This window comes from Bradyrhizobium sp. 149 (genome assembly GCF_023073915.1).
Lineage (GTDB): Bacteria > Pseudomonadota > Alphaproteobacteria > Rhizobiales > Xanthobacteraceae > Bradyrhizobium.
On record NZ_JADPKK010000022.1, the window covers coordinates 1,493,903 to 1,514,260 of the forward strand.

At 62.5% G+C, this 20,358-nt stretch carries 19 protein-coding genes; 11 read left to right on the forward strand and 8 right to left on the reverse strand.

The window, feature by feature from the left end:
• Positions 1-152: 152 nt before the first annotated feature.
• Positions 153-1,442, forward strand: coding sequence for a M20/M25/M40 family metallo-hydrolase (locus IVA88_RS24870; RefSeq protein WP_247499789.1), 1,290 nt, complete (start codon positions 153-155; stop codon positions 1,440-1,442).
• 62 nt (positions 1,443-1,504) lie between these two features.
• Here IVA88_RS24870 and IVA88_RS24875 read toward each other — a convergent pair whose 3' ends face one another.
• Positions 1,505-2,911 carry an ATP-binding protein gene (locus IVA88_RS24875; RefSeq protein ID WP_247499790.1) on the reverse strand — a complete coding sequence of 469 codons (1,407 nt, stop codon included), beginning with the start codon at positions 2,909-2,911 and terminating at the stop codon, positions 1,505-1,507.
• A gap of 1 nt (position 2,912) precedes the next feature.
• A complete protein-coding gene (locus IVA88_RS24880) occupies positions 2,913-3,587 on the reverse strand; it encodes a response regulator transcription factor (RefSeq protein ID WP_247499791.1) in 675 nt (224 codons plus the stop codon).
• A gap of 351 nt (positions 3,588-3,938) precedes the next feature.
• Between IVA88_RS24880 and IVA88_RS24885 the strand changes: the two genes are divergently transcribed.
• The 4 genes from IVA88_RS24885 (at position 3,939) to IVA88_RS24900 (ending at position 8,486) form a co-directional block, all read left to right on the forward strand.
• The gene (locus IVA88_RS24885) at positions 3,939-5,000 is read left to right on the forward strand and encodes a class I SAM-dependent methyltransferase (protein ID WP_247499792.1); all 1,062 of its coding nucleotides are present in this window, start codon (positions 3,939-3,941) and stop codon (positions 4,998-5,000) included.
• A 133-nt stretch (positions 5,001-5,133) separates the two neighbouring features.
• Positions 5,134-5,991 (forward strand): metal-dependent phosphohydrolase, encoded by an 858-nt coding sequence (locus IVA88_RS24890; RefSeq protein ID WP_247499793.1) that lies wholly within the window; start codon positions 5,134-5,136, stop codon positions 5,989-5,991.
• 249 nt (positions 5,992-6,240) lie between these two features.
• The gene (locus IVA88_RS24895; protein ID WP_247499794.1) at positions 6,241-7,299 is read left to right on the forward strand and encodes an alpha/beta hydrolase; all 1,059 of its coding nucleotides are present in this window, start codon (positions 6,241-6,243) and stop codon (positions 7,297-7,299) included.
• Between the two features lie 206 nt (positions 7,300-7,505).
• Entirely contained in the window at positions 7,506-8,486 is a 981-nt protein-coding gene (locus tag IVA88_RS24900) for a sensor histidine kinase (protein WP_247500406.1), read from the forward strand.
• Between the two features lie 39 nt (positions 8,487-8,525).
• On the opposite strand, the gene IVA88_RS24905 is transcribed toward IVA88_RS24900, so the two are convergent.
• The 4 genes from IVA88_RS24905 to IVA88_RS24920 all read right to left on the reverse strand — a co-directional run bounded on the left by IVA88_RS24905 (position 8,526) and on the right by IVA88_RS24920 (position 12,285).
• Positions 8,526-8,888, reverse strand: coding sequence for a hypothetical protein (locus IVA88_RS24905; protein WP_247499795.1), 363 nt, complete (start codon positions 8,886-8,888; stop codon positions 8,526-8,528).
• A 413-nt stretch (positions 8,889-9,301) separates the two neighbouring features.
• The gene (locus IVA88_RS24910) at positions 9,302-10,393 is read right to left on the reverse strand and encodes a TRAP transporter substrate-binding protein (protein WP_247499796.1); all 1,092 of its coding nucleotides are present in this window, start codon (positions 10,391-10,393) and stop codon (positions 9,302-9,304) included.
• A gap of 206 nt (positions 10,394-10,599) precedes the next feature.
• Complete coding sequence (locus tag IVA88_RS24915) at positions 10,600-11,739, reverse strand: Mrp/NBP35 family ATP-binding protein (protein WP_247499797.1); 1,140 nt, start codon at positions 11,737-11,739, stop codon at positions 10,600-10,602.
• Between the two features lie 108 nt (positions 11,740-11,847).
• Positions 11,848-12,285: a VOC family protein gene (locus IVA88_RS24920; protein ID WP_247499798.1), complete on the reverse strand. Its 438-nt coding sequence runs from the start codon at positions 12,283-12,285 to the stop codon at positions 11,848-11,850.
• Between the two features lie 182 nt (positions 12,286-12,467).
• Between IVA88_RS24920 and IVA88_RS24925 the strand changes: the two genes are divergently transcribed.
• The 6 genes from IVA88_RS24925 to IVA88_RS24950 all read left to right on the forward strand — a co-directional run bounded on the left by IVA88_RS24925 (position 12,468) and on the right by IVA88_RS24950 (position 18,094).
• Positions 12,468-13,340, forward strand: coding sequence for an NAD(P)-dependent oxidoreductase (locus tag IVA88_RS24925; protein ID WP_247499799.1), 873 nt, complete (start codon positions 12,468-12,470; stop codon positions 13,338-13,340).
• A 22-nt stretch (positions 13,341-13,362) separates the two neighbouring features.
• Positions 13,363-14,640, forward strand: a complete 1,278-nt coding sequence (gene nhaD / locus IVA88_RS24930) for a sodium:proton antiporter NhaD (protein WP_247499800.1) — start codon at positions 13,363-13,365, stop codon at positions 14,638-14,640.
• A 137-nt stretch (positions 14,641-14,777) separates the two neighbouring features.
• Entirely contained in the window at positions 14,778-16,373 is a 1,596-nt protein-coding gene (locus tag IVA88_RS24935; RefSeq protein WP_247499801.1) for a HAMP domain-containing sensor histidine kinase, read from the forward strand.
• A gap of 44 nt (positions 16,374-16,417) precedes the next feature.
• The gene (locus IVA88_RS24940; protein ID WP_247499802.1) at positions 16,418-16,621 is read left to right on the forward strand and encodes a DUF1289 domain-containing protein; all 204 of its coding nucleotides are present in this window, start codon (positions 16,418-16,420) and stop codon (positions 16,619-16,621) included.
• A gap of 28 nt (positions 16,622-16,649) precedes the next feature.
• A complete protein-coding gene (locus IVA88_RS24945) occupies positions 16,650-17,204 on the forward strand; it encodes a TIGR02281 family clan AA aspartic protease (protein WP_247499803.1) in 555 nt (184 codons plus the stop codon).
• A 221-nt stretch (positions 17,205-17,425) separates the two neighbouring features.
• A complete protein-coding gene (locus IVA88_RS24950; protein WP_247499804.1) occupies positions 17,426-18,094 on the forward strand; it encodes an outer membrane protein in 669 nt (222 codons plus the stop codon).
• A 55-nt stretch (positions 18,095-18,149) separates the two neighbouring features.
• Here IVA88_RS24950 and dusA read toward each other — a convergent pair whose 3' ends face one another.
• Both dusA and IVA88_RS24960 read right to left on the reverse strand, forming a co-directional pair.
• Positions 18,150-19,148 carry a tRNA dihydrouridine(20/20a) synthase DusA gene (dusA, locus tag IVA88_RS24955; protein WP_256466822.1) on the reverse strand — a complete coding sequence of 333 codons (999 nt, stop codon included), beginning with the start codon at positions 19,146-19,148 and terminating at the stop codon, positions 18,150-18,152.
• Between the two features lie 718 nt (positions 19,149-19,866).
• Complete coding sequence (locus tag IVA88_RS24960; protein WP_247499805.1) at positions 19,867-20,280, reverse strand: hypothetical protein; 414 nt, start codon at positions 20,278-20,280, stop codon at positions 19,867-19,869.
• Positions 20,281-20,358 lie beyond the last annotated feature (78 nt).

Genomic DNA, 20,358 nt, shown 5'->3' on the forward strand with positions numbered 1-20,358 from the left:
CATCCCGACGATGGTGAGGGACAGAAAATGTCCCGCTCCCCGCCATCCGGTCCTGCGACTTTAGGCCTAGACGGCCAGCGACGCGCCGGGCGCGTGACAAGCGCCGGAAAGGCGGGCATATCGGGCCATCCTCCAGCCCGGAGCCGCCGCGCATGCCTCGATCGCACTTTGTTCCCGCCCTCGCTCGCCCGCTGATCGCATCGCTCTGGCTGGCATATGCCGCAACGATGGCGCATGCCGAGCCGATCGCCGACATCCATGCGCTGGCGCAAAAGGAGCAGCAGCCGTTGCTCGACACGCTACGCGATCTCGTCAACATCGAATCCGGCAGCAAGGACGTCGAAGGCCTGAACCGGATCGCCGAGCGCGTTGCCGGCCAGCTCAAGCAGCTCGGCGGCACGGTGGAGATCCTGCAACCCACCGACGTCTATCGCCTCGACGACACGCCCGAGAAGATCGGCCCTGCCGTGCACGCCGTCTTCAAGGGCAGCGGCAGCAAGAAGATCATGCTGATCGCCCACATGGATACGGTATACCTGAAGGGCATGCTGAAGGATCAGCCGTTCCGCATCGACGGCGACAAGGCCTACGGCCTCGGCATTGCCGACGACAAGCAGGGCGTCGCACTCATCCTCCATAGTGTGGCGCTGCTGCAGAAGCTGGGCTTCCGGGATTACGGCACGCTCACGGTGCTCACCAACGGCGACGAGGAGATCTCCTCGCCGGGCTGGCGCAGCAGCATCACCAGCTTCGCCTCGGATCAGGATGTGGTGTTCTCGTTTGAAGGCGGCGGCACCGACGGCACGCTGCGCCTCGCCACCAGCGGCATCGGCTCGGCCTATCTCACGGTGCAGGGCAAGTCGTCGCATGCAGGCTCCCGGCCCGAGGGCGGCGTCAACGCGCTGTACGAACTCTCGCACCAGGTGCTGCAGATGAAGGACCTGTCCAAACCCGAGCAGGGCCTGAAACTGAACTGGACGGTCTCCAAGGCCGGCACCAACCGCAACGTGATCCCCGCCGAGGCTACCGCCCAGGCCGACGCCCGTGCGCTCAAGGTGGCGGATTTCGACGAGCTCGAGAAGACACTGCAGGAGAAGATCAAGAATCACCTGCTGCCCGAGTCCAAAGTCGACCTGAAATTCGAGGTGCGTCGTCCGCCGCTCGAAGCCAATGACGCCTCACGTCGCGTCGCAGCTTACGGCAAGACGATCTACCAAGAACTCGGGCTGTCCCTCAAGGTCGACGAGAAGGCGACCGGCGGCGGCACCGACGCCGCCTTTGCCGCCCTCAGGACTAAAGGAGCCGTGGTGGAAGGCATGGGCCTGTCGGGATTCGGCGCGCATTCCAATGACGCCGAATATGTGCAGCTCAGCAGCATCGTGCCGCGTCTTTATTTGACCACGCGCATGATCATGGATCTGTCCACCGGCAAGCTGAAATAGCGGCATCCTTCTTCCGCTCCGTCGAAGCCTTGGCCAAGGCGGATGTGGGAGAAAGTGGCGCGTCAGTGCCGCACCGCGTTCAAATCAACGTCGCCTGACTTCTCCGCCAGCCTGAACCGCAGCGTGAACTGCGCCCCGCCGCCCGGAAGATTCTCCACCGCAACCGTTGCCGCGTGATCATCAGCGACGGCGCGCACGATCGAGAGCCCGAGGCCGGCGCCGTCGCTGCGCTGGCGGTCGGCGCGCCAGAAGCGCTGGAAGATCAATTCGCGTTCGGCCTGCGCAATTCCCGGGCCGCAATCGCGCACGCGCACCGAACCGTCTTCGCTCACATCGACATCGACCGACGTGTCTTTCGCCGTGAACTTGATGGCGTTTTCGGCGAGGTTGAAGATCGCGCGCTGGAGCATCACGGAATTGCCGTGGATCAGCACCGGCACCTCGGTGCCCCTCAGCGCAATGTCCTTGTGCTGCGCGATCGCGAACGGCGCAATCGAACCGACCACTTCGGCGCAAACGGCGCGCAAATCCGCGGTCTCGCCGGGATCGAGCACCAGCGTGTCGAGCTCGGCGATCTCCAGCAGCTGGGCGACGATGCGGCTCATGGCTTCGATGTCGGCATGCAGCGCCTGCCGTGCAGCGCCGTCGCCCAGCGTCTCGATCCGCGTGCGCAGGATCGTGAGCGGCGTGCGCAATTGGTGCGCGGCGTCGGCGGTGAACTGCCGCTGGACCCGAAAGCCGTCCTCGAGCCGATCGAGCGCCTGGTTGACCGCGATGACGAGCGGCATGATCTCACGCGGGATCTGCTCCGTCGGCAGGCGGATGTCGGTGCGCGCCGGGCCGATATTGCTCGCCTCCTCGGAAGCCTTCCACAGCGGCGCGATCGCGCGGCGGAAGATGATGATGTCGATGGCGAGCAGGACCAGCAGGATCGGAATGGTGATCCATCCGACCCGCCGGAAGAAATTCGACACGATGTCGTCGATGATGACGTCGCGGTGCGCGAGGTCCTCCGCGACGCGAATGCGTATCACCTTGCCGTCGATGGCGCGGGTGACGCCGGCGCCGGAAATCGTCTCGGAGAGCGGCGGCGCAGCTGCGGCCGTGCCGGTCTTGCGCCGCGACGAGAACAGCAGATGTCCCTCGGCATCGCGAATGTCGTACTGGTAGCGACCATAGGCCTCCGAATAGAGGCCCCTGAGGCTGTCGGGGAGGTTGAACGTCAACAGGCCGTCGGGCTGGGCAACGATGCGCTCGGCCAACACCTCGGCCTGCGCGCGCATGGCATCGCGATGCAGCTGGTCGATCTCGGAATTGAGCAGCCAGAACAGCACCAGCGGCAGGAAGATCGCGACCACCGCGACCGCCACGATGTGCAGGAACACGATGCGCCAGATCAGCGATTTGAACGTCGGCGACCTCGCATGGATCCCGGCGCGGAATCCGGCACGGGATCCGATCTGGCCCACGCTACTTCTCCTCGGCCATGAGATAGCCGACGCCGCGGATGGTGTGGATCACGACCTTGGCGCCGTGCTCGGCGAGCTGCTTGCGCAGCCGCGAGACGTAGACCTCGACCGCATTGGAGGCGACCTCGCCGTCGAGCCCGAAAATGTGATCCTCGACATTCTTCTTCGGCACCACCCGCCCCTGTCGGCGCAGCAGGATCTCCAGCACCGAGGTCTCGCGCGCGGAGATGATGCGCGGCTGGTCGTCGACGAAGATCTGGCGACTTTCGGTGTCGTAGACGAGATTGGCGAGGCGCAGCGAGCGGCCGAGCAACTGACCCGGCCGGCGCAAGATCGCCTCCAGCCGCGCCACCAGCTCCTCCATCGCGAACGGCTTTGCGAGATAGTCGTCGGCGCCGCTGCGCAAGCCGTTGACGCGATCCTGCAAGCCACCGCGCGCGGTCAGCACCAGCACCGGCAGCGGCTCCATCTGCCGGCGCAGCTCGCGCAGCACCGACAGGCCGTCGCCGTCGGGCAGTCCGAGGTCGAGGATCATGGCGGCATAGCTGACGCTGCTCACCGCCTCGCGCGCCTCGGCGGCGCTGCGGACAATGTCGCTCTCATAGCCGGCCGCCGACAGCCCGCCTGCAACGAGCCGCGACAGCTCCGCATTGTCCTCGACGATCAGTAGACGCATGGCATTCCCGTCGGATGCTCCGGTGCAGGCACGGCCCGCGCCGCATCTACGATCTCTTCCACCATCCGCACGATTTCGGCCAGAACAAAAGCGAGCCCGGTTTCGCTTTTAACCCCGTCAGGTTGGTGTAAGCTAGCCCTGCGCGTGCCCATATGGCCGCGCATGTCGGCTGCTGGGCTGCAGGCAAGAATCGGCGGCTCGATCAAACGTTACCGCTTCTGACCCAATCTGGCATCGAGCGTCCCACGGCTATTCGCCGGAACGTGAACCCCTGTCACACTTGCGATCCGCGGCTAGCCCTGGGCTTTTTTGGATAACGATGAAGCTGTTCTCAAAGAGGAGGAAGCTGCAATGCGTGAACCAAACCCTGAAAAGCTGAACGCGCTGGTAGGAAAGCTGGTTGGCGACCTCGGCATCGCGCTTGGCGGCGCAAGCATACTGCTCGGCGATCGCCTCGGGCTCTACAAGGCGATGGCGGACGGTGCCGTGATCACTCCGTCCGAGCTTGCGAAGAAGACCGGCCTGCATGAGCGTTACCTGCGCGAATGGCTGTCCGGGCAGGCCGCCTCCGGATACATCGACTACCATCCGGAAAAGAATGCGTTCTCACTCTCGGCGGAGCAAGCCATGGCGTTCGCCGAAGAGGGTTCGCCAGCCTTCTTTGCCGGCGCATTCGATGTCGTGCAGTCCACCTATCTCGATGAACCCAAGGTGGCCGAAGCGTTCCGAACCGGGAAAGGCGTTGGTTGGCACGAGCATTCGAAGTGTCTTTTCTCCGGCACCGAACGCTTCTTCAGGCCGGGCTATAACGCCAATCTGGTTTCGAACTGGATTCCGACGCTCGAGGGTGTCGAGGCGAAACTGAAAGCCGGCGTGACGGTGGCCGATGTCGGATGCGGCCATGGCGCCTCTACGATTGTGATGGCGCAGGCCTACCCCAATTCAGAGTTTTTCGGGTTCGATTACCACAAGCCTTCGATTGAACGCGCGAAGGTCCTGGCGCAAGAAGCGGGAGTTGGAGACCGCATCACGTTCGCGCAGGCCAGCGCCAAGGACTTTCCAGCGAAGGACTACGATCTGGTGGCCTTCTTCGATTGCCTGCATGACATGGGCGATCCCGTGGGTGCAGGCAAGCATGTCAAGGAAACGCTAGCCAAGGATGGATCGTGGATGATCGTCGAACCGTTTGCTCATGACAATCTCAAGGACAATCTCAACCCGGTCGGATGCGTCTACTATCACGCCTCGACATTCATCTGTACGCCGGCATCACTGTCTCAGGAAGTGGGCTTGGGGCTCGGCGCGCAGGCCGGTGAAAGCAGATTGCGTCAGGTCGCGACCGAAGCGGGCTTCAGGCGCTTCCGCCGCGCCACCGAGACGCCGTTCAACATGATCTTCGAAGTGCGTTCTTGACCGATCCGACAGTCGCTCGGTCCTGCAAGCCGCCGCGCGCTAAGGACAGATGCCCTGGCGTCGCGGCGCGCGCTAGCAACTTCCAAGTCGGTATCGCATTGGTCCGTGCCCTGACGAAGTGAGGAGCTTGCCGGTGATAACGATTCCAGAACTGACGTCCCAGGCGCTCGGTGCGTTCCTGATCTCGGAGACAAGAGGCCGCTTCGGCTCGTCGCATGCCACCTTACCGGAATTGCTCCCCTACGCGGCAAAGCTGGCCCTGGAATGTATCGGCAACAGCGATGCATTATACCACAACGTCGAGCACACAATGTTGGTCACGCTGGTCGGGCACGACATTCTGATCGGCCGCTCCCTCCTGAGGCCAACGACGGCGAGCGATTATGCTCACTTCATCCTGGCGTGTCTGATTCACGACATCGGCTACGTCCGGGGAATAATCCATGGAGACCAAGAGGGAGCCTATGTCGTTGATAGCACCGGCCGAACGGTTGAGTTGCCGATCGGCTCCTCCGATGCAGCGCTTGCACCCTATCACGTGGACCGTTCGAAATTGTTCGCCCTGGAGCGTCTCGACGCAGTCGACCACATCGACGCTGCTCGCGTTGCCAGGGCCATCGAATATACCCGCTTTCCGTATGCAGACGCACCAACGAGCGAACTCAAGGATGACTTGGACGAGGAGGAAGGTTTGCTGCTGCGCGCCGCTGATCTGATTGGTCAGCTCGGCGATCCAAACTACATGAAGAAATCAAATGCGCTCTTTTATGAATTCGAGGAGATCGGACTCAACAAATCGCTCGGATACGCCACGCCCGCGGATGTGGTGTATAAATACCCACAATTCTACTGGACCAAGGTTGCACCCCAAATCCAGGCCGCGATCCGCTGTTTGAATGTAACCTCGAGCGGACGGCAATGGATCAGCAGCCTATATGGCAATGTCCTACGCGCTGAGCGAGAAGTCAGACTGTCTGGCCCACAGCTTTAGATCGGCACTCCCAAAGGATGGTTTGCGGCAAAATGGCCCGCACAGCCTGACACGGCACCGTGATCGGCTACTCGTCCCCTATTGCACGCGCGGGTTTGCCACCGTCGGAGGCCCTTCGCCGGGGGCCCTCGCGCGGACTCGTAGGTCTGCTTTTGATCAAGGAACCAACTCCCCTGCATCTCCGTTTGCTTCGGCTGCAACATTTCTCATTTGCATGGGGCATCGTGCAGACCACCTGAGGTAATGCACATGCGGATTGCACGAGGAACACGTTCCGGCTCGTTTCTGTCCAACTGTCTGACCACCTTCACGCGACATCCGGGTGCCACCGCGTTCGCAGCCGCAGGTGCCCTCCTCGCAGCTACCGCAATCGTAAACCGGCGGCTCGCGAGCAAGGCCCAACGCGATAATCCTCCGCAGGGGCGGTTCATCGACATGGAGGGAGTTCGCCTGCACTATTTGGAACGAGGTAGAGGCAAACCCCTGGTTCTGTTTCACGGCAACGGCAGCATGATCCAGGATTTCGACTCGAGTGGGTTGATTGATCTCGCAGCCGAGAACTACAGGGTCATCGTGTTCGATCGGCCGGGTTTTGGGCATAGCTCGCGGCCGAGGCATGTCGTCTGGACCCCGGAATCCCAGGCGGACCTGTTCAAGAAGGCGCTCGATCGACTGGGCGTCTCTCAAGCAATTGTCTTGGGTCATTCGTGGGGAGCGTCGGTTGCGGTTGCGCTGGCGATCAGACATCCTTCGTTCGTGCAGGCTCTCGTGCTGGCCTCGGGATATTATTTCCCAACTCCCCGCTCGGACAGCGCGGCGTCGGTGCTTTCCGCCATACCGGTGCTCGGGGACGTCATCAGCTACACTATTTCCCCGCTAGCCGGCCGGATGATGTGGCCCGCGCTGCTGCGCAAGCTGTTTGGCCCCCGGCTGGTCCCGAACAAGTTCGCGGGCTTCCCGAAAGAAATGGCGCTCCGCCCGTCACAGATGCGGGCGGCGGCGGCCGAAGCGACGATGTTGATCCCCGCCGCATTCTTAGGCTCGAAGACGTACGGAGAACTCAAGATGCCGACGATCATTGTCGCGGGCCAGGGCGACCGTCTGATCGATATCAAGCAGTCGGTCAGGCTCCATGGCGAGGTCAAGCAGAGCAAATTGCGCCGGATCGACGGAGCGGGGCACATGATTCATCATTCCGCAACTGCTGACGTTATGGCGGCCATCGACGAAGCCGCTGCCGAGGCCGTGTTGATCCATGGGAGGGAAAGCCCCGGCGTACAACACGCCCAAGAGACCTCCGGCGCCTGAGGCGGATTGCTGGCGAGAAAGCGGCAGTCTGGTCACTTCCAAACGCACCGGCGGTACCGAGTTGGTACTAGTCTCGTCATTGGCAAGACGTAGTTACCCCAGAGAGCTCGACGCGATATACTATCTGTCTATCGCCGGTCGGCAGAGGTGCCGATTTGGCTGGATAAGCAGGAAAGCAGAGCACAATGTTTCCTGGCCACGTGACTATGCCCTTGTGGCACGAAAAACACCTCCGGGCTGCAACTCGCGCCGCCGGTGTCGCTCTATGGTCCTGGAACGTTGACACTGACGCCATCACCATGGATGAGCCCGCGTACGACCTTTGGCAGGTATCCAAGGGCGAGCAGAAAATTACGTTTGAGATACTTTCCAAAAACATCCACCCAGCCGATCTCGAGAGGGTCAGATCAGCATTTGCGGCCACTCGCGCAGTCGTAGGCTCTTACGAGATAGATTTTCGTATTCTAACCGGAAGCGATATCCGTTGGATTTCCGCTCGGGGCCAAGGAGACGACGCCGACATAGCGGATCGAACCATGTTCGGTATTTTTCTGGATGTGACCCAACGCAAGCAAGCTGAGGAAGCCAACGAGCTACTAGCGGGCGAGATGAGCCACCGGCTGAAAAACCTTCTCACCGTCGCAACGGCGCTTACGCAAATTACCTCGCGCTCGGCAGCATCAAAAGAAGATATGGCCCAGGAACTGACCAGTCGCCTGATCGCGCTTGGACGTGCTCAGGACCTTGTTCGCCCGGTACCAGGACGAAATAGAGGCGGGACGCTTCTTGGAGACCTCATCTCTGTTCTGCTTGCACCGTACGACGAGAAGGGAGCCAGCGTTCGTATTCGCGTCTCGGTCCCCAAGATGAACGTGGGAGAGGGTTCCAGCACAGCACTCGCCTTGGTGATGCACGAGCTAGCAACCAACTCTGCGAAATACGGTGCGCTGTCGCTTTCGAGTGGCACATTGGACGTATCGTGCAACGCCCACGAGGACGAGGTCGCGGTCAAGTGGACGGAACGGGGTGGTCCCCCTGTTGTCGCTCCAACAAAGCTCGAAGGCTTCGGAAGCCAGTTGGTGCACCGAAGTATGGCCGCCCAGCTTGGCGGCGCTGTAAGTTTTGACTGGTCGGAAGAGGGTGTGGTGGTCATCCTGCGAATGAGTAAAGACCGTCTTGCGAGTTGATGTTCAGCTGATTTCCCGCGCACGCTCCTCTCGCCGGTGTCAGCGACTGGGCTGACCTGACTTCGCACGATGCTCCTGAAGAGCTGCTCTGAGTTCAGCCAGCTGATCGCCTGTTGCACCCAGCTCTGCGTCGGCCCGATCTGTCGGCAAGTCCATGTAAGCGACTGGCTGATCGAACTGACTCGCTGTGAAGTCATACCTTAGGCCGTCGATCCGATTGTAAAAATGGTCGCCGGCCGGCAGAGGCGTCTTCAGCAAGTCGCCGCCGAACAGTTCGTGAACGAGAAGCGAGGTGACGTTGCATTGCCCTGCCGCCAGATTGTTCACCGTCCATTGGCTCGCGGTTGCCAACGACCAGGCTTTGCGCAGCGCGCGTTGAACCTCATCGGGATCGAAGCTCATCGTCACTCCCAGGGATCGGCACCGAAGCAATAATTTCGGATTATACGATTATGCCTTTCTGCCACTGTTTTGCCCGACGAGTCAAACGTCCTGCCTGAAGCACTCGCTTGGTGCTCCCGGGCACACACCCGCCTTGGCTCCCAAAATGCGGAGTTGCCTCCGACCGCGCGATGATCGGGCCTGCCTGCAATTAGCTCCATCGCATCAAGCTGTTGGCTGCACTCACAGCGCCTTGTCTCCTCACCCCTCGTCTACTGTGCATGGGGTTGTTTTTCAGCTTTTTGTTGGACGCCCCGCTCGTACCGGGGACGACGCCGCTCCGCAGGCTCCACGTCCCCTACTCGATCGCGCCAAAGAAAAGCCCGGCCTCGCGAACGAGACCGGGCGTGTCGCCTTCCGACGTCTTGCGAAGATCAGCCGCGGGTGCGCGAGCGGATCATGAAGCTGTCGTAGGTGTATTCGGCGACCTGCCACCACAGATATTCGTCGGAGCGGTAGGCCTGCATGGCGTCGATCGACTTCTTGAAATCAGGATTCTTGGCCGAGATCTCCGCCCACAATTCGTTGGTTGCCTTGAGACAGGCTTCCAGAACTTCGTTGGTGAACGGACGAAGCTGCGTTCCGCCGGCCACCAAGCGCTTCAGGGCGCCGGGGTTCACCATGTCGTAGCGTGCCGCCATCCAGGTGTTGGTGTTGACGGTCGCGTTGGTGAGGATCGCCTGGTAGCTCTTCGGCAGTTCGTTCCACTTGTCGATGTTGGCGAAGGCGTGAACGGTCGGACCACCTTCCCAGAAACCCGGATAGTAGTAGTATTTGGCGACCTTGGCGAAGCCGAGCTTCTCGTCATCGTAGGGGCCGACCCATTCGGCCGCGTCGATGGTGCCCTTCTCCAGCGACGGATAGATGTCGCCGCCGGCGAGCTGTTGCGGCACCACGCCGACCTTCTGGAGCACCTGGCCGGCAATGCCGCCGATGCGCATCTTGAGGCCCGAGAGGTCGGCAACGGTCTTGATCTCCTTGCGGAACCAGCCGCCCATCTGGGTGCCGGTGTTGCCGCAAGGGAAGCCCATCACGTTCGACTTCTTGAAGAACTCGTTGGCGAGCTCGTTGCCGCCGCCCTGGTACAACCAGGAATTCTGCTGGCGCGCGTTGAGGCCGAAAGGCACCGACGCGAAGATTGCGAAAGTCGGGTCTTTGCCGACGTAATAATACGACACGGTGTGGCACATCTCGACGGTGCCCTTCTGCGTCGCGTCCAGCGCCTGCAGGCCCGGAACGATCTCGCCCGCCTGGAAGACCTGGATCTGAAACTTGTTGTCGGTCATCTCGGCGACGTACTTCGCCATCTGCTCGGCACCGCCATAAATGGTGTCGAGCGACTTCGGGAAGCTCGACGTCAGGCGCCACTTGATCTCGGGCGAGGACTGCGCGATCGCTGGCGAGGCCACCGCGGCGGTCGCCGCCGCGCCGGCTGCCGACACTTTCAGGAAATCACGACGCTTCATCTTCAGTCTCTCCTTGTTGGGGCGTTTCCCCTAACTTCCTCTTTGCTGCCGCTCATTCCGGCGACGCGCTTTTGGGCCGCGTCGAACCGAAGGGGCTTGACTGCCGTGGGCCTTTAACACGGAAGCCCCGCTTTCGAAACGCGACATTGGCATGACAGGGCTCTACGAAAGTCGCATGTCCCCAACGAATGGACGCACGGGCCGGGTCAGGCCGCCGCGATGACGCCCTTGAGCTGATCCCGCACCTGTCCCGCAATGGCGCGATAGATCGCCGCATGGGGACCGTCCGGCTCGCTGTCCACGACGGGCGTGCCGGCATCCGAGGTGGCGCGAATCGCCATGTGCAGGGGGACCTCGCCCAGGAACGGCACCCCGAGCTTCTCGGCCTCGTGGCGCGCGCCGCCATGGCCGAAAATGTCGGATTTCGTGCCGCAATGCGGGCATTGGAAATAGCTCATGTTCTCGACGATGCCGAGCACGGGCACGTTGACCTTCTTGAACATCGCAAGCCCCCGCCTTGCGTCGATCAGGGACAGGTCCTGCGGGGTCGAGACGATCACGGCGCCCTTCAAGGGGACGTTCTGTGCGAGCGTGAGCTGGGCATCACCGGTGCCTGGCGGCATGTCGACGACGAGGACGTCGAGCGCGCCCCATGCGACGTCGCGCAGCATCTGCGTTACCGCCGACATCACCATCGGCCCGCGCCAGATCATCGCGGTCTCTTCTTCCACCAGGAAGCCGATCGACATGATGGCCACGCCAAAGCGCTTGAGTGGAATCATCTTGCGCTCGTCGTTCAGCTCCGGCTTGTCGTGCAGGCCCGTCAGCCGCGGCACCGAGGGGCCGTAGATGTCGGCATCGAGCAGCCCGACCTTGAGGCCGAGATCGCGCAGGCCCAGCGCAAGATTGAGCGCGGTGGTGGACTTGCCGACGCCGCCCTTGCCCGAGGCGACCGCGATCACGGCCCCGACGCCCGGAATCTCGGACTGCCGCGCCATCGGCGACTGGGCGCCGCCCTGTGGCGGCGGCTTGTGGGCATGGACCGGCTGCACGCCCGGGGTGCCGCGGCTGGGAGTTGGCGGCGGTGGCGGCGCACCGGCCTTGCGCTCGGCGGTCAGCGCCACCATGACGGTGGTTACACCGGGAATGGCGCGCACCGCGGCTTCGGCCTCGGCCCGGATGGACTCCCAGGCTCGCGCCTCGGCGGCATCGACATTGATCGAGAAGAACACCTTGCCGTCGGCCGCGCTGATCGCGCTCAGCACATCGGCATTGGTGAGCGCGACCCCGCGGGGCGACTTGATCCTGGCGAGGCTGTCGAGAACCTGTTGCTGCGTCACGCTCAAAGCGCATCTCCTGAACAGAGCATGATCCGGAAAAGTGTGGAGCGGTTTTCCGACCAGATCATGCTCAAGGCTTTAGGATGCCCCATTAGAGCGGAAACGCCCAAAAGGCTACTGCCTGCCGATATCGTCAGCCATCTCGGCGGGCGCCGCCCCCTGCTCCAGGGCCGCCTCGTAATTGAGCTCGATCATGACCCCGTTGGGGTCGTGGACGAAGATCTGCCAGAGTTCGCCGCCGGGCACCTGGCGGGAGTCGAACTTCATCCCCTTTGAGGCCAGCCGCTGCTTCATGCCGTCAAATCCGCGGCTGGCGAAGGCGACGTGGTGGACAACGCCGGAATCCGGCTTTTGTGGCTCAGCAGTCGGAGAAATATCGACGAGGTGCACCACCGGCTTGCCCTCGCTGTACATCCAGGCACCCGGGAAGGCGAAATCCGGCCGGGCGCCTTTTTCCAGGCCCAGCACGTCCTCGTAGAAGCTGACGGTCGCGGCCAGATTCCGGGTCCGGATGTTGAAATGATCGAGCACGCCCACGCTTACGCCGCCCATGCCTTCGCTCCCTTTTTTTGAAGTCCTTAGGTCCGCCATCCTAGCACAGGCGCGAGCCAAACGAAGCCGTTGCCCTCCGGCCTCAAGGGTTTATGGTGCGCGCGATCTGCCGCAATGGCGGAACCCGGCGCCCCTCGCCGGGCAAGAACCGTAAAACCCAAACTACGGACAAGGTACTCCAGATGGCTAAAGTCGCTTTCCTCGGTCTCGGCGTGATGGGCTTCCCCATGGCCGGACACCTCGTGAAAAAAGGGGGCCATGAGGTCACCGTCTACAACCGCACCGCGGCCAAGGCGAAGGAGTGGGCGGACAAGTTCGGCGGCAAGACCGCGGCGACCCCGAAGGCTGCGGCCGAGGGCCAGGATTTCGTGATGTGCTGCGTCGGCAACGACAACGATCTGCGCGCGGTCACGATCGGCGGCGACGGCGCGTTTGCCGGCATGAAGAAGGGTGCGACCTTCGTCGACCACACCACCGCTTCCGCCGAGGTCGCACGCGAACTCGATGCAGCCGCCACCAAGGCCGGCTTCAAGTTCATCGACGCCCCGGTCTCCGGCGGCCAGGCCGGCGCCGAGAACGGCGTGCTGACGGTGATGTGCGGCGGCGCCCAGGATGCCTATTCCGGCGCTGAGCCGATCATCACAGGTGCTTATGCGCGGATGTGCAAGCTGCTCGGACCCGCGGGCTCCGGTCAGCTGACCAAGATGGTCAATCAGATCTGCATCGCCGGCCTCGTCCAGGGCCTCTCCGAGGGTATTCACTTCGCCAAGAAGAGTGGCCTCGACGTCGCCGCAGTGATCGAGACCATCTCCAAGGGGGCCGCGCAGTCCTGGCAGATGGAGAACCGCTACAAGACCATGAATGACGACAAATACGATTTCGGCTTCGCGGTAGAATGGATGCGCAAGGATCTCTCCATTTCGCTGGCCGAAGCCCGCCGCAACGGCGCCAATTTGCCGGTGACCGCGCTGGTCGACCAGTTCTACGCCGAGGTCGAGAAGATGGGCGGCAAGCGCTGGGATACGTCGAGCCTGCTCGCGCGACTTAATCGCTGACACCTGACGAAGTGGTCCTGCCTTGCTGATCGCACTCGCCGCAATCTTCGTCCTCGCCTATGCGGCGATCGCGCTCGAGCACCCGATCGGGGTGAACAAGAGTGCGTCTGCGCTACTCGGCGCGGGCGTGCTCTGGACAATCTACGCGCTCGCGACCGGCGACCACACGCTGGTGGGCCGTCAGCTTGACGAGTCCGTCGCCTCCACCGCGCAGATCGTGTTCTTTCTGGTTGGGGCGATGACCATCGTCGAAGTGATCGACGCCCATGACGGTTTCGAAGTCATCACCTCGCGCATCAGCACGACCAGCCAGGTCCGTCTGATATGGCTGATTGGCTTCGTGACCTTCTTCCTCAGCGCAATCCTCGACAATCTGACCACCACCATCGTCATGGTCTCGCTGATCCAGCGGCTGATCGCCAAGCGCGACGATCGCCTGCTGTTCGCCTCCCTCATCGTCATCGCCGCAAATGCCGGCGGTGCATGGACCGTGATCGGTGACGTCACCACGACCATGCTGTGGATCGGCGGACAGATTTCGCCCCTGAAAATCATGGGCGCGGTGTTCCTGCCCTCGCTGCTCAACCTGCTGGTGCCGCTCGCATTCATCAGCTTTTCGCTTCGGGGCAAGACCATCGCACCGCCGCCGAAAGAGGACGGATTGCAGCGCGTCGATCCGTTCGAGCGGAACGTGATGTTCTATCTCGGACTCGGCGTACTGATCGCGGTTCCCGCCTTCAAGACGGTCACACACCTGCCGCCCTTCATGGGCGTCCTGCTCGGGCTCGGCATCGTGTGGCTGGTCGGCGAGATCGTTCATCGCAACAAGGATGAGCATGTCCGCGGTCCGCTCACGCTTGCGAATGCGCTGACGCGGATCGACATGGGCTCGATCGTGTTCTTCCTCGGCATCTTGCTCGCAGTCGCCTGCCTCGAACATGCCGGCCTGCTCTCCATGCTGGCCAAATGGCTGGACGCCGCAATTGGCCGCCAGGACATCATCGTGATCGTGCTCGGGTTGCTCAGCGCCGTCATCGACAACGTGCCGCTGGTCGCCGCGACGATGGGCATGTACGACCTGGCGCATTATCCGGCCGACAGCTTCCTGTGGGAGTTCATCGCCTATTGCGCCGGCACCGGCGGCTCGATCCTGATCATCGGCTCGGCCGCAGGCGTCGCCGCCATGGGGCTCGAGCGCATCGAGTTCCTCTGGTACGCCCGCCGCATCGCCGTTCCCGCGCTCGCCGGCTATCTGGCCGGCGCCGTGGTGTACATCGCGCAGCATGCGGCGCTGCATTGAGCGGCTCAGGCCGGATCCAAAATTAACGCCGGGTTAACGTAATTCTTTAGCTCCTTAAGTCACCTCTTAAGGATTTCTTGCCAGAGATAGACAATGCAGAAGGCCCGTCTCGCGCGGGTAGGAATTGTTGTTGTGCGATGAGTAAACCCGCTGAAAAGCCCGAGGTTGTGCAGCTTCCGGCCGAGCCGGTGAGCGCGCCGTCGGCGAGCCATCGCCGGGCTGCGGCACAGCGAGTGCGCGAGGCGCGCGATAAGTTAACGTCGACCAGTGGAACCCGGCCGGCTTTCGATGCCGAGATGCTGCGCCACTATGCCCAGACGCGGCTGTCGGCCTCCTACGTCGTGATGCTGCTGGTGGTGGCAACGGGCGTGCTGTTCGGGCTGTGGATGCAGCCGATCCCGGCCGCGGCCTGGACCGCCGGCATGCTCTGCATCCATGCCGCCATGATCCGCAGCTGCCACCGCTTCCTGGCCGAACCCGCCTCGCCCGCGGCAACGCGCGCATGGCAGACGCGCTTCGTCGTGCTCGACCTGCTCTATGGTCTTTGCTGGATTGCGATCCTGATCCATCCCGTGCTCGACATGATCACGGAAACGCTGATGATGTTCCTGATGCTGTTGGTAATCGCAGTATCGAGCATGCTGGCCGCCAATCTGCCGATCGCCGCCCTTGCCGCCACCGCGCCGGTCGCGGTCGCGATGGCGCTGAGCTTTGTGATGACCGGCTCGCTGGACAATTACATCCTGGCCGCGCTCGCGCTCGCCGCCGAAGGCTATTTCGTGCTGCTGGCGCACCGCCTGCACTCTTCGACCTTCGCCACGCTCGAGGCGCGCGCCGAGAAGGACGCGCTGATCGGCGAGCTCGAACAGGCCAAGGCGATCTCGGACGAAGCGCGCCATCGCGCCGAATCCGCCAACGTCGCCAAGTCGCGCTTTCTCGCGCAGATGAGCCACGAGTTGCGCACACCGCTGAACGCGATCCTCGGCTTTTCCGAGGTGATGAAGAGCGAGATTTTTGGCGCGCATGCCGTGCCGGTCTACAAGGAGTACTCCGGGGACATCCACAATTCCGGCGTCCACCTGCTCAACCTCATCAACGAGATCCTCGATCTGTCGCGGATCGAGGCCGGCCGTTACGAGCTCAACGAGGAAGCGGTCTCGCTGGTCGGCATTGTCGCCGACTGCCATCATCTGATGAAGCTGCGCGCCTCGAGCCGCGGCATCACCATCCACGAGGTGTTCGAGCAGGCAATGCCGCGGCTCTGGGCTGACGAGCGCGCGATCCGCCAGGTCGTGCTCAATCTGCTCTCCAACTCGATCAAGTTTACCCCGCAGGGCGGCGAGATCTGGCTCAAGGCGGGGTGGACGGCCTCAGGTGGACAATATCTCTCGGTGAGGGATACCGGCTCCGGAATCCCCGAGGACGAGATCCCCGTCGTGCTCGCCTCGTTCGGCCAAGGCTCCAACTCGATCAAGTCGGCCGAACAGGGCGCGGGTCTCGGCCTGCCGATCGCCAAGAATCTGATTGACCTGCATGGCGGTACGTTCACGCTGAAATCGAAGCTGCGCATCGGCACCGAAGTGATCGTCACCTTCCCGCCGGAGCGCGTGATGAGCGCACTGGCGCCGATGTCGGATGATTCTCCGCCACTGCAGCCCGAGAGTTCCGCGGTAGCGGACGAGAAACGCCGGCCCCGTCGCAAGCCGATCATGAGCGCAGGCACGGGCTCGTAACGAGATGCTTGCAGACATGCCCGACTATCTCCCACTATGCCCCAATGAGCAAAGAAACCCCGTGCGTGGCCGTCTGCATGATCGATCCCAAGACCAGGTTGTGCTTCGGCTGCGGACGCACGTTGCCGGAGATCGCGCGCTGGCACGCCATGGCGAGCGCGGAACGGCTCGCGGTCATGGCGCTGTTGTCGGCGCGCATGAGTCAGGCTGGACTTGCGCCGATCGCAGGATCGCCGAAACGCATTTGACCGGCCTGCGCGCATCTGGAGGTGCGCAATGATCCGCTTCCTGCTCGTTCTCATCACGCTCGCCGGCACGGCAGGTGCCGTCGTCGCCTATGGCGATTCCGACCAGATCGCGCGCGCGAGCAGCAAGGTCTCGCATATCTTTCGCACACAGATCGCATCGCCCGCCCCTGCCGTGCAGATTCAGCGCGGCCAGGGCGGCGAATTCGCGCTGCGCGCGAAGATCAACGGCGTGGCCGCACCGATGGTGATCGACACCGGCGCGACCTCGGTGGTGCTGACCTGGGAAACCGCGAAGGCGATCGGGCTGCCGCTCGAGATGCTCGAATACGATGTCGACCTCGAAACTGCGGGCGGCCATACCAAGGCGGCCCGCCTCACGCTCGACCGCCTCTCCGTCGGCCACCTCGTGGAGAAATCGGTGCCGGCCCTCGTCGTGCAGCGCGGGCAGATGAAGACTAATCTGCTCGGCATGAGCTTCCTCGATCGCCTGGAGAGCTGGGGCGTGCGCGCCGACAAGCTGATGCTCACCGGCTATCCGGAGCTCCAGCCCAATCACCGCCGCTCGCGCCTGGCGGTGGACTAGGGTCCTACGAGAGCTACGCCGCCACGTCCGACAGACGCGATCACGCGGGCTGCCATCCACCACGGCTGCAACATCAGGCGGAGCCCTGCGAAAGCGTGTCAGTGTGGCACTTGCCCTATTTACAAACCAACTGGTCGGTTTATAATGAGAGGCGGTCCCGGGCCGGGGTTGGATGAGCGCTGCTCCCATGAGGGAGCTGGCCAAGTGAGAGACTGAGAATCATGATTGCAAGAGCCGTCTTACGCCGCACAATGTGCACCCTGTCCTTTGCCGCGGCGTTCGCCGTCGGCGACACCTGCGCTGCGGACCTGGCGGCGCGCTATGCGGCGCCCTCCTCCGCCTACACGGCACCGCAGCCGGTCTATTCCTGGACCGGCCTCTATGCGGGCCTCAACGCCGGCTATGCCGAGAGCGGCGACGACGCCTTCAACAATCTCGTCGGCACGAGCGGCGGCAAGGTCAAGGGCGCCTTCGGCGGCGCGCAGATCGGCTACAACTACCAGCTCTCGCCGATGTTCGTGGTCGGCATCGAGAACGACTTCGAAGGCGGAGACATCAAGAATCACGACTCGCTCAACAGCGCCGCGGTGAGTCTGCCTTGGTACATGAGCGGCCGCGCCCGCGCCGGCATCGCGACGATGGATTCGCAGCTGCTGTTTTTCGGGACCGCGGGTCTTGCCGCCGGTCAGCTGAAGGATGGCCCGATCAACAAGATGAAGATGGGCTGGACCGCCGGCGGTGGCGTCGAATGGGCATTCCTGCCGAAATGGTCGGCCAAGGCCGAATATCTTTATACCGAGTTCAAGCACGACGATTTGCCGGACTGGAACGCCGCCAAACTCCACACCTTCCGCGTCGGCGTGAACTATCATTTTGATCTGTTCCGCTGAGGCGGATCGCGGAAGAGCCGGATTTTGCGAATCCGGCTCTTCGTATGGACTACGGCTAGGCCGCCGCCGCCTCCGCCGGCGCGCGCGCACCGACACGCGCGATCGCATCGCGCAGCACATCGAGGCCGGCGCCCGGCTTCACCCCTTGCTCGGCAAGATGGCGGCGGAAGGCGCGCGCGCCGGGAACGGCGTGGAATGCGCCAACGAAATGCCTCGTCATGGAGTGCAGCCGCGTGCCCCGCGCGAGCTGCTGTTCGATATAAGGCATCATCGCCTCGAGCGCATCCTGCATCGAGGCATGCGGCGCCGCCTCGCCGAAAATGTCGGTATCGACCGAGAGCAGCCGCCATGGCTCCTGATAGGCGGCCCGTCCGAGCATCGCGCCGTCAACGTGATCGAGATGTGCTTTTGCCTCATCGACGCCGGGAATGCCGCCGTTGATGATGACGGGCACATCAGGCATCGCGCACTTGAGGCGATAGACGCGATCATAGTCAAGCGGTGGGATCTCGCGATTCTCCTTCGGCGACAAACCATTGAGCCACGCTTTCCGGGCATGCACGATCAGCGCATTGCAGCCGGAGGTGACGACCGCGCGCGCAAGCTTGTCGAGCGCGACTTCCGGATCCTGGTCGTCGATGCCAATGCGGCACTTCACGGTGACGGGCACGGCAACCGCACGCTTCATCGCCTCCACGCACCTCGCCACGAGATCAGGTTCCGCCATGAGGCAAGCGCCGAAACGGCCGTCCTTCACGCGGTCGGAGGGGCAGCCGACATTGAGGTTGATCTCGTCATACCCGAACTCCTCGCCGATCCGCGCCGCCAGCGCCAGCTCGCGCGGATCCGACCCGCCGAGCTGAAGCGCCACCGGGTGCTCGACCACGTCGAACCCAAGCAGCCGCTTCCGGTCACCATGAATGATGGCGCCAGTGGTCAGCATCTCCGTATAGAGCAGCGCCCGCCTCGTCAGGTGACGGTGGAACACCCGGCAATGCCGGTCGGTCCAGTCCATCATGGGCGCCACGGAAAAGCGATAATCTTGATATTTCAATCTGTTACTCTAAGTTTTCAATGGACTAGATCAGGAACGTGTGCGCTTTGTGTGCACTCCAAACTAGCCAAAATTACACACGTTTGTACTGCGCTTGATCTCTCGGTGCACACGTAGCGCACACGAAATCGGGGGTGGAGTGCACAGACGATGCCGATCTTTACCAAGCTGGGCTCGGGAAGCTGGCGCGTCCAGGTCAGAAGGAAACGCCAGTACGTCGCGAACACGTTCGTCCGGCGACGCGGTGCCGAGGCGTGGGCCATCGAAGCGAACGTTCCATTATCGAGGAACCCCAATCCGGCGCTCAAAATCCCAGGAGCAACCGCGCATCTTCTCCTTCTCCGGTCTGATCGCACTGCATCTGGACGATCTTGCACAAGTCGGGAAGCCCGTTCGACGATCAAAGTCTATGGTGCTCAAGGCACTCAAGACCTCGCTCGGGCGGGTAAACCTCAAGGACATGACACGCGAGAGATTGATTGAGTTTGGACGGAAGCGAGCGGCGCAAGGCGCAGGGCGGCCACCCTGGCAATTGATTTCTCATTCATTCGCACGATCCTACTCCATGCTGCGGCGGTCCATGGCATCAATGTCTCTGTCGAGAGCGTTGAAGTGGCTCGGGCAGCACTCAAACATCTCGATCTAGTCGGAAAATCAAACGAGCGCGATCGCCGACCCACTCTAGACGAGCTTGATCGACTGATCGGGTACGCAGAGTCTAACCCCCAGCAACTTTCGCTTCGCTGTCGCAGCGGCAATGCGCCAGGCTGAGTGTGCGAGCTGCCAGTCTCAATTCGATGAGATCATCATTCCGAGCCACCGGCGCATTACGGGTGACAGTTCGTTCGAACTGACGCCATCTTTTATCTTCCTGGAAAGCAGGCTCGGTAGGCCCAAAGTTTCGTTTGAGCGCCCATACGTTCGATCTGGTCCAGTGTGCCGAGGCCAACGCGCCCCGACGTCTCGCCATCGCCGGACCGGAACTGATTGATGCCGCAGCACGCGAGGGACCGCCGATCACCTCATAGGTTGCGCCTATCTCGATCCGATTCTTCTTACCGACAGGCTGCAATCGGTTGATCTGCGCTTCCGGCAACTGAAGGCGGGAGACGACGCGCTCGGTCTTGGCCATCGGGCGAAAACGACTTCAGGGCGTTCATTTTGACCGTATCTCCATCGCGTTGCGCGATATGACCATAATTGGCGAGCC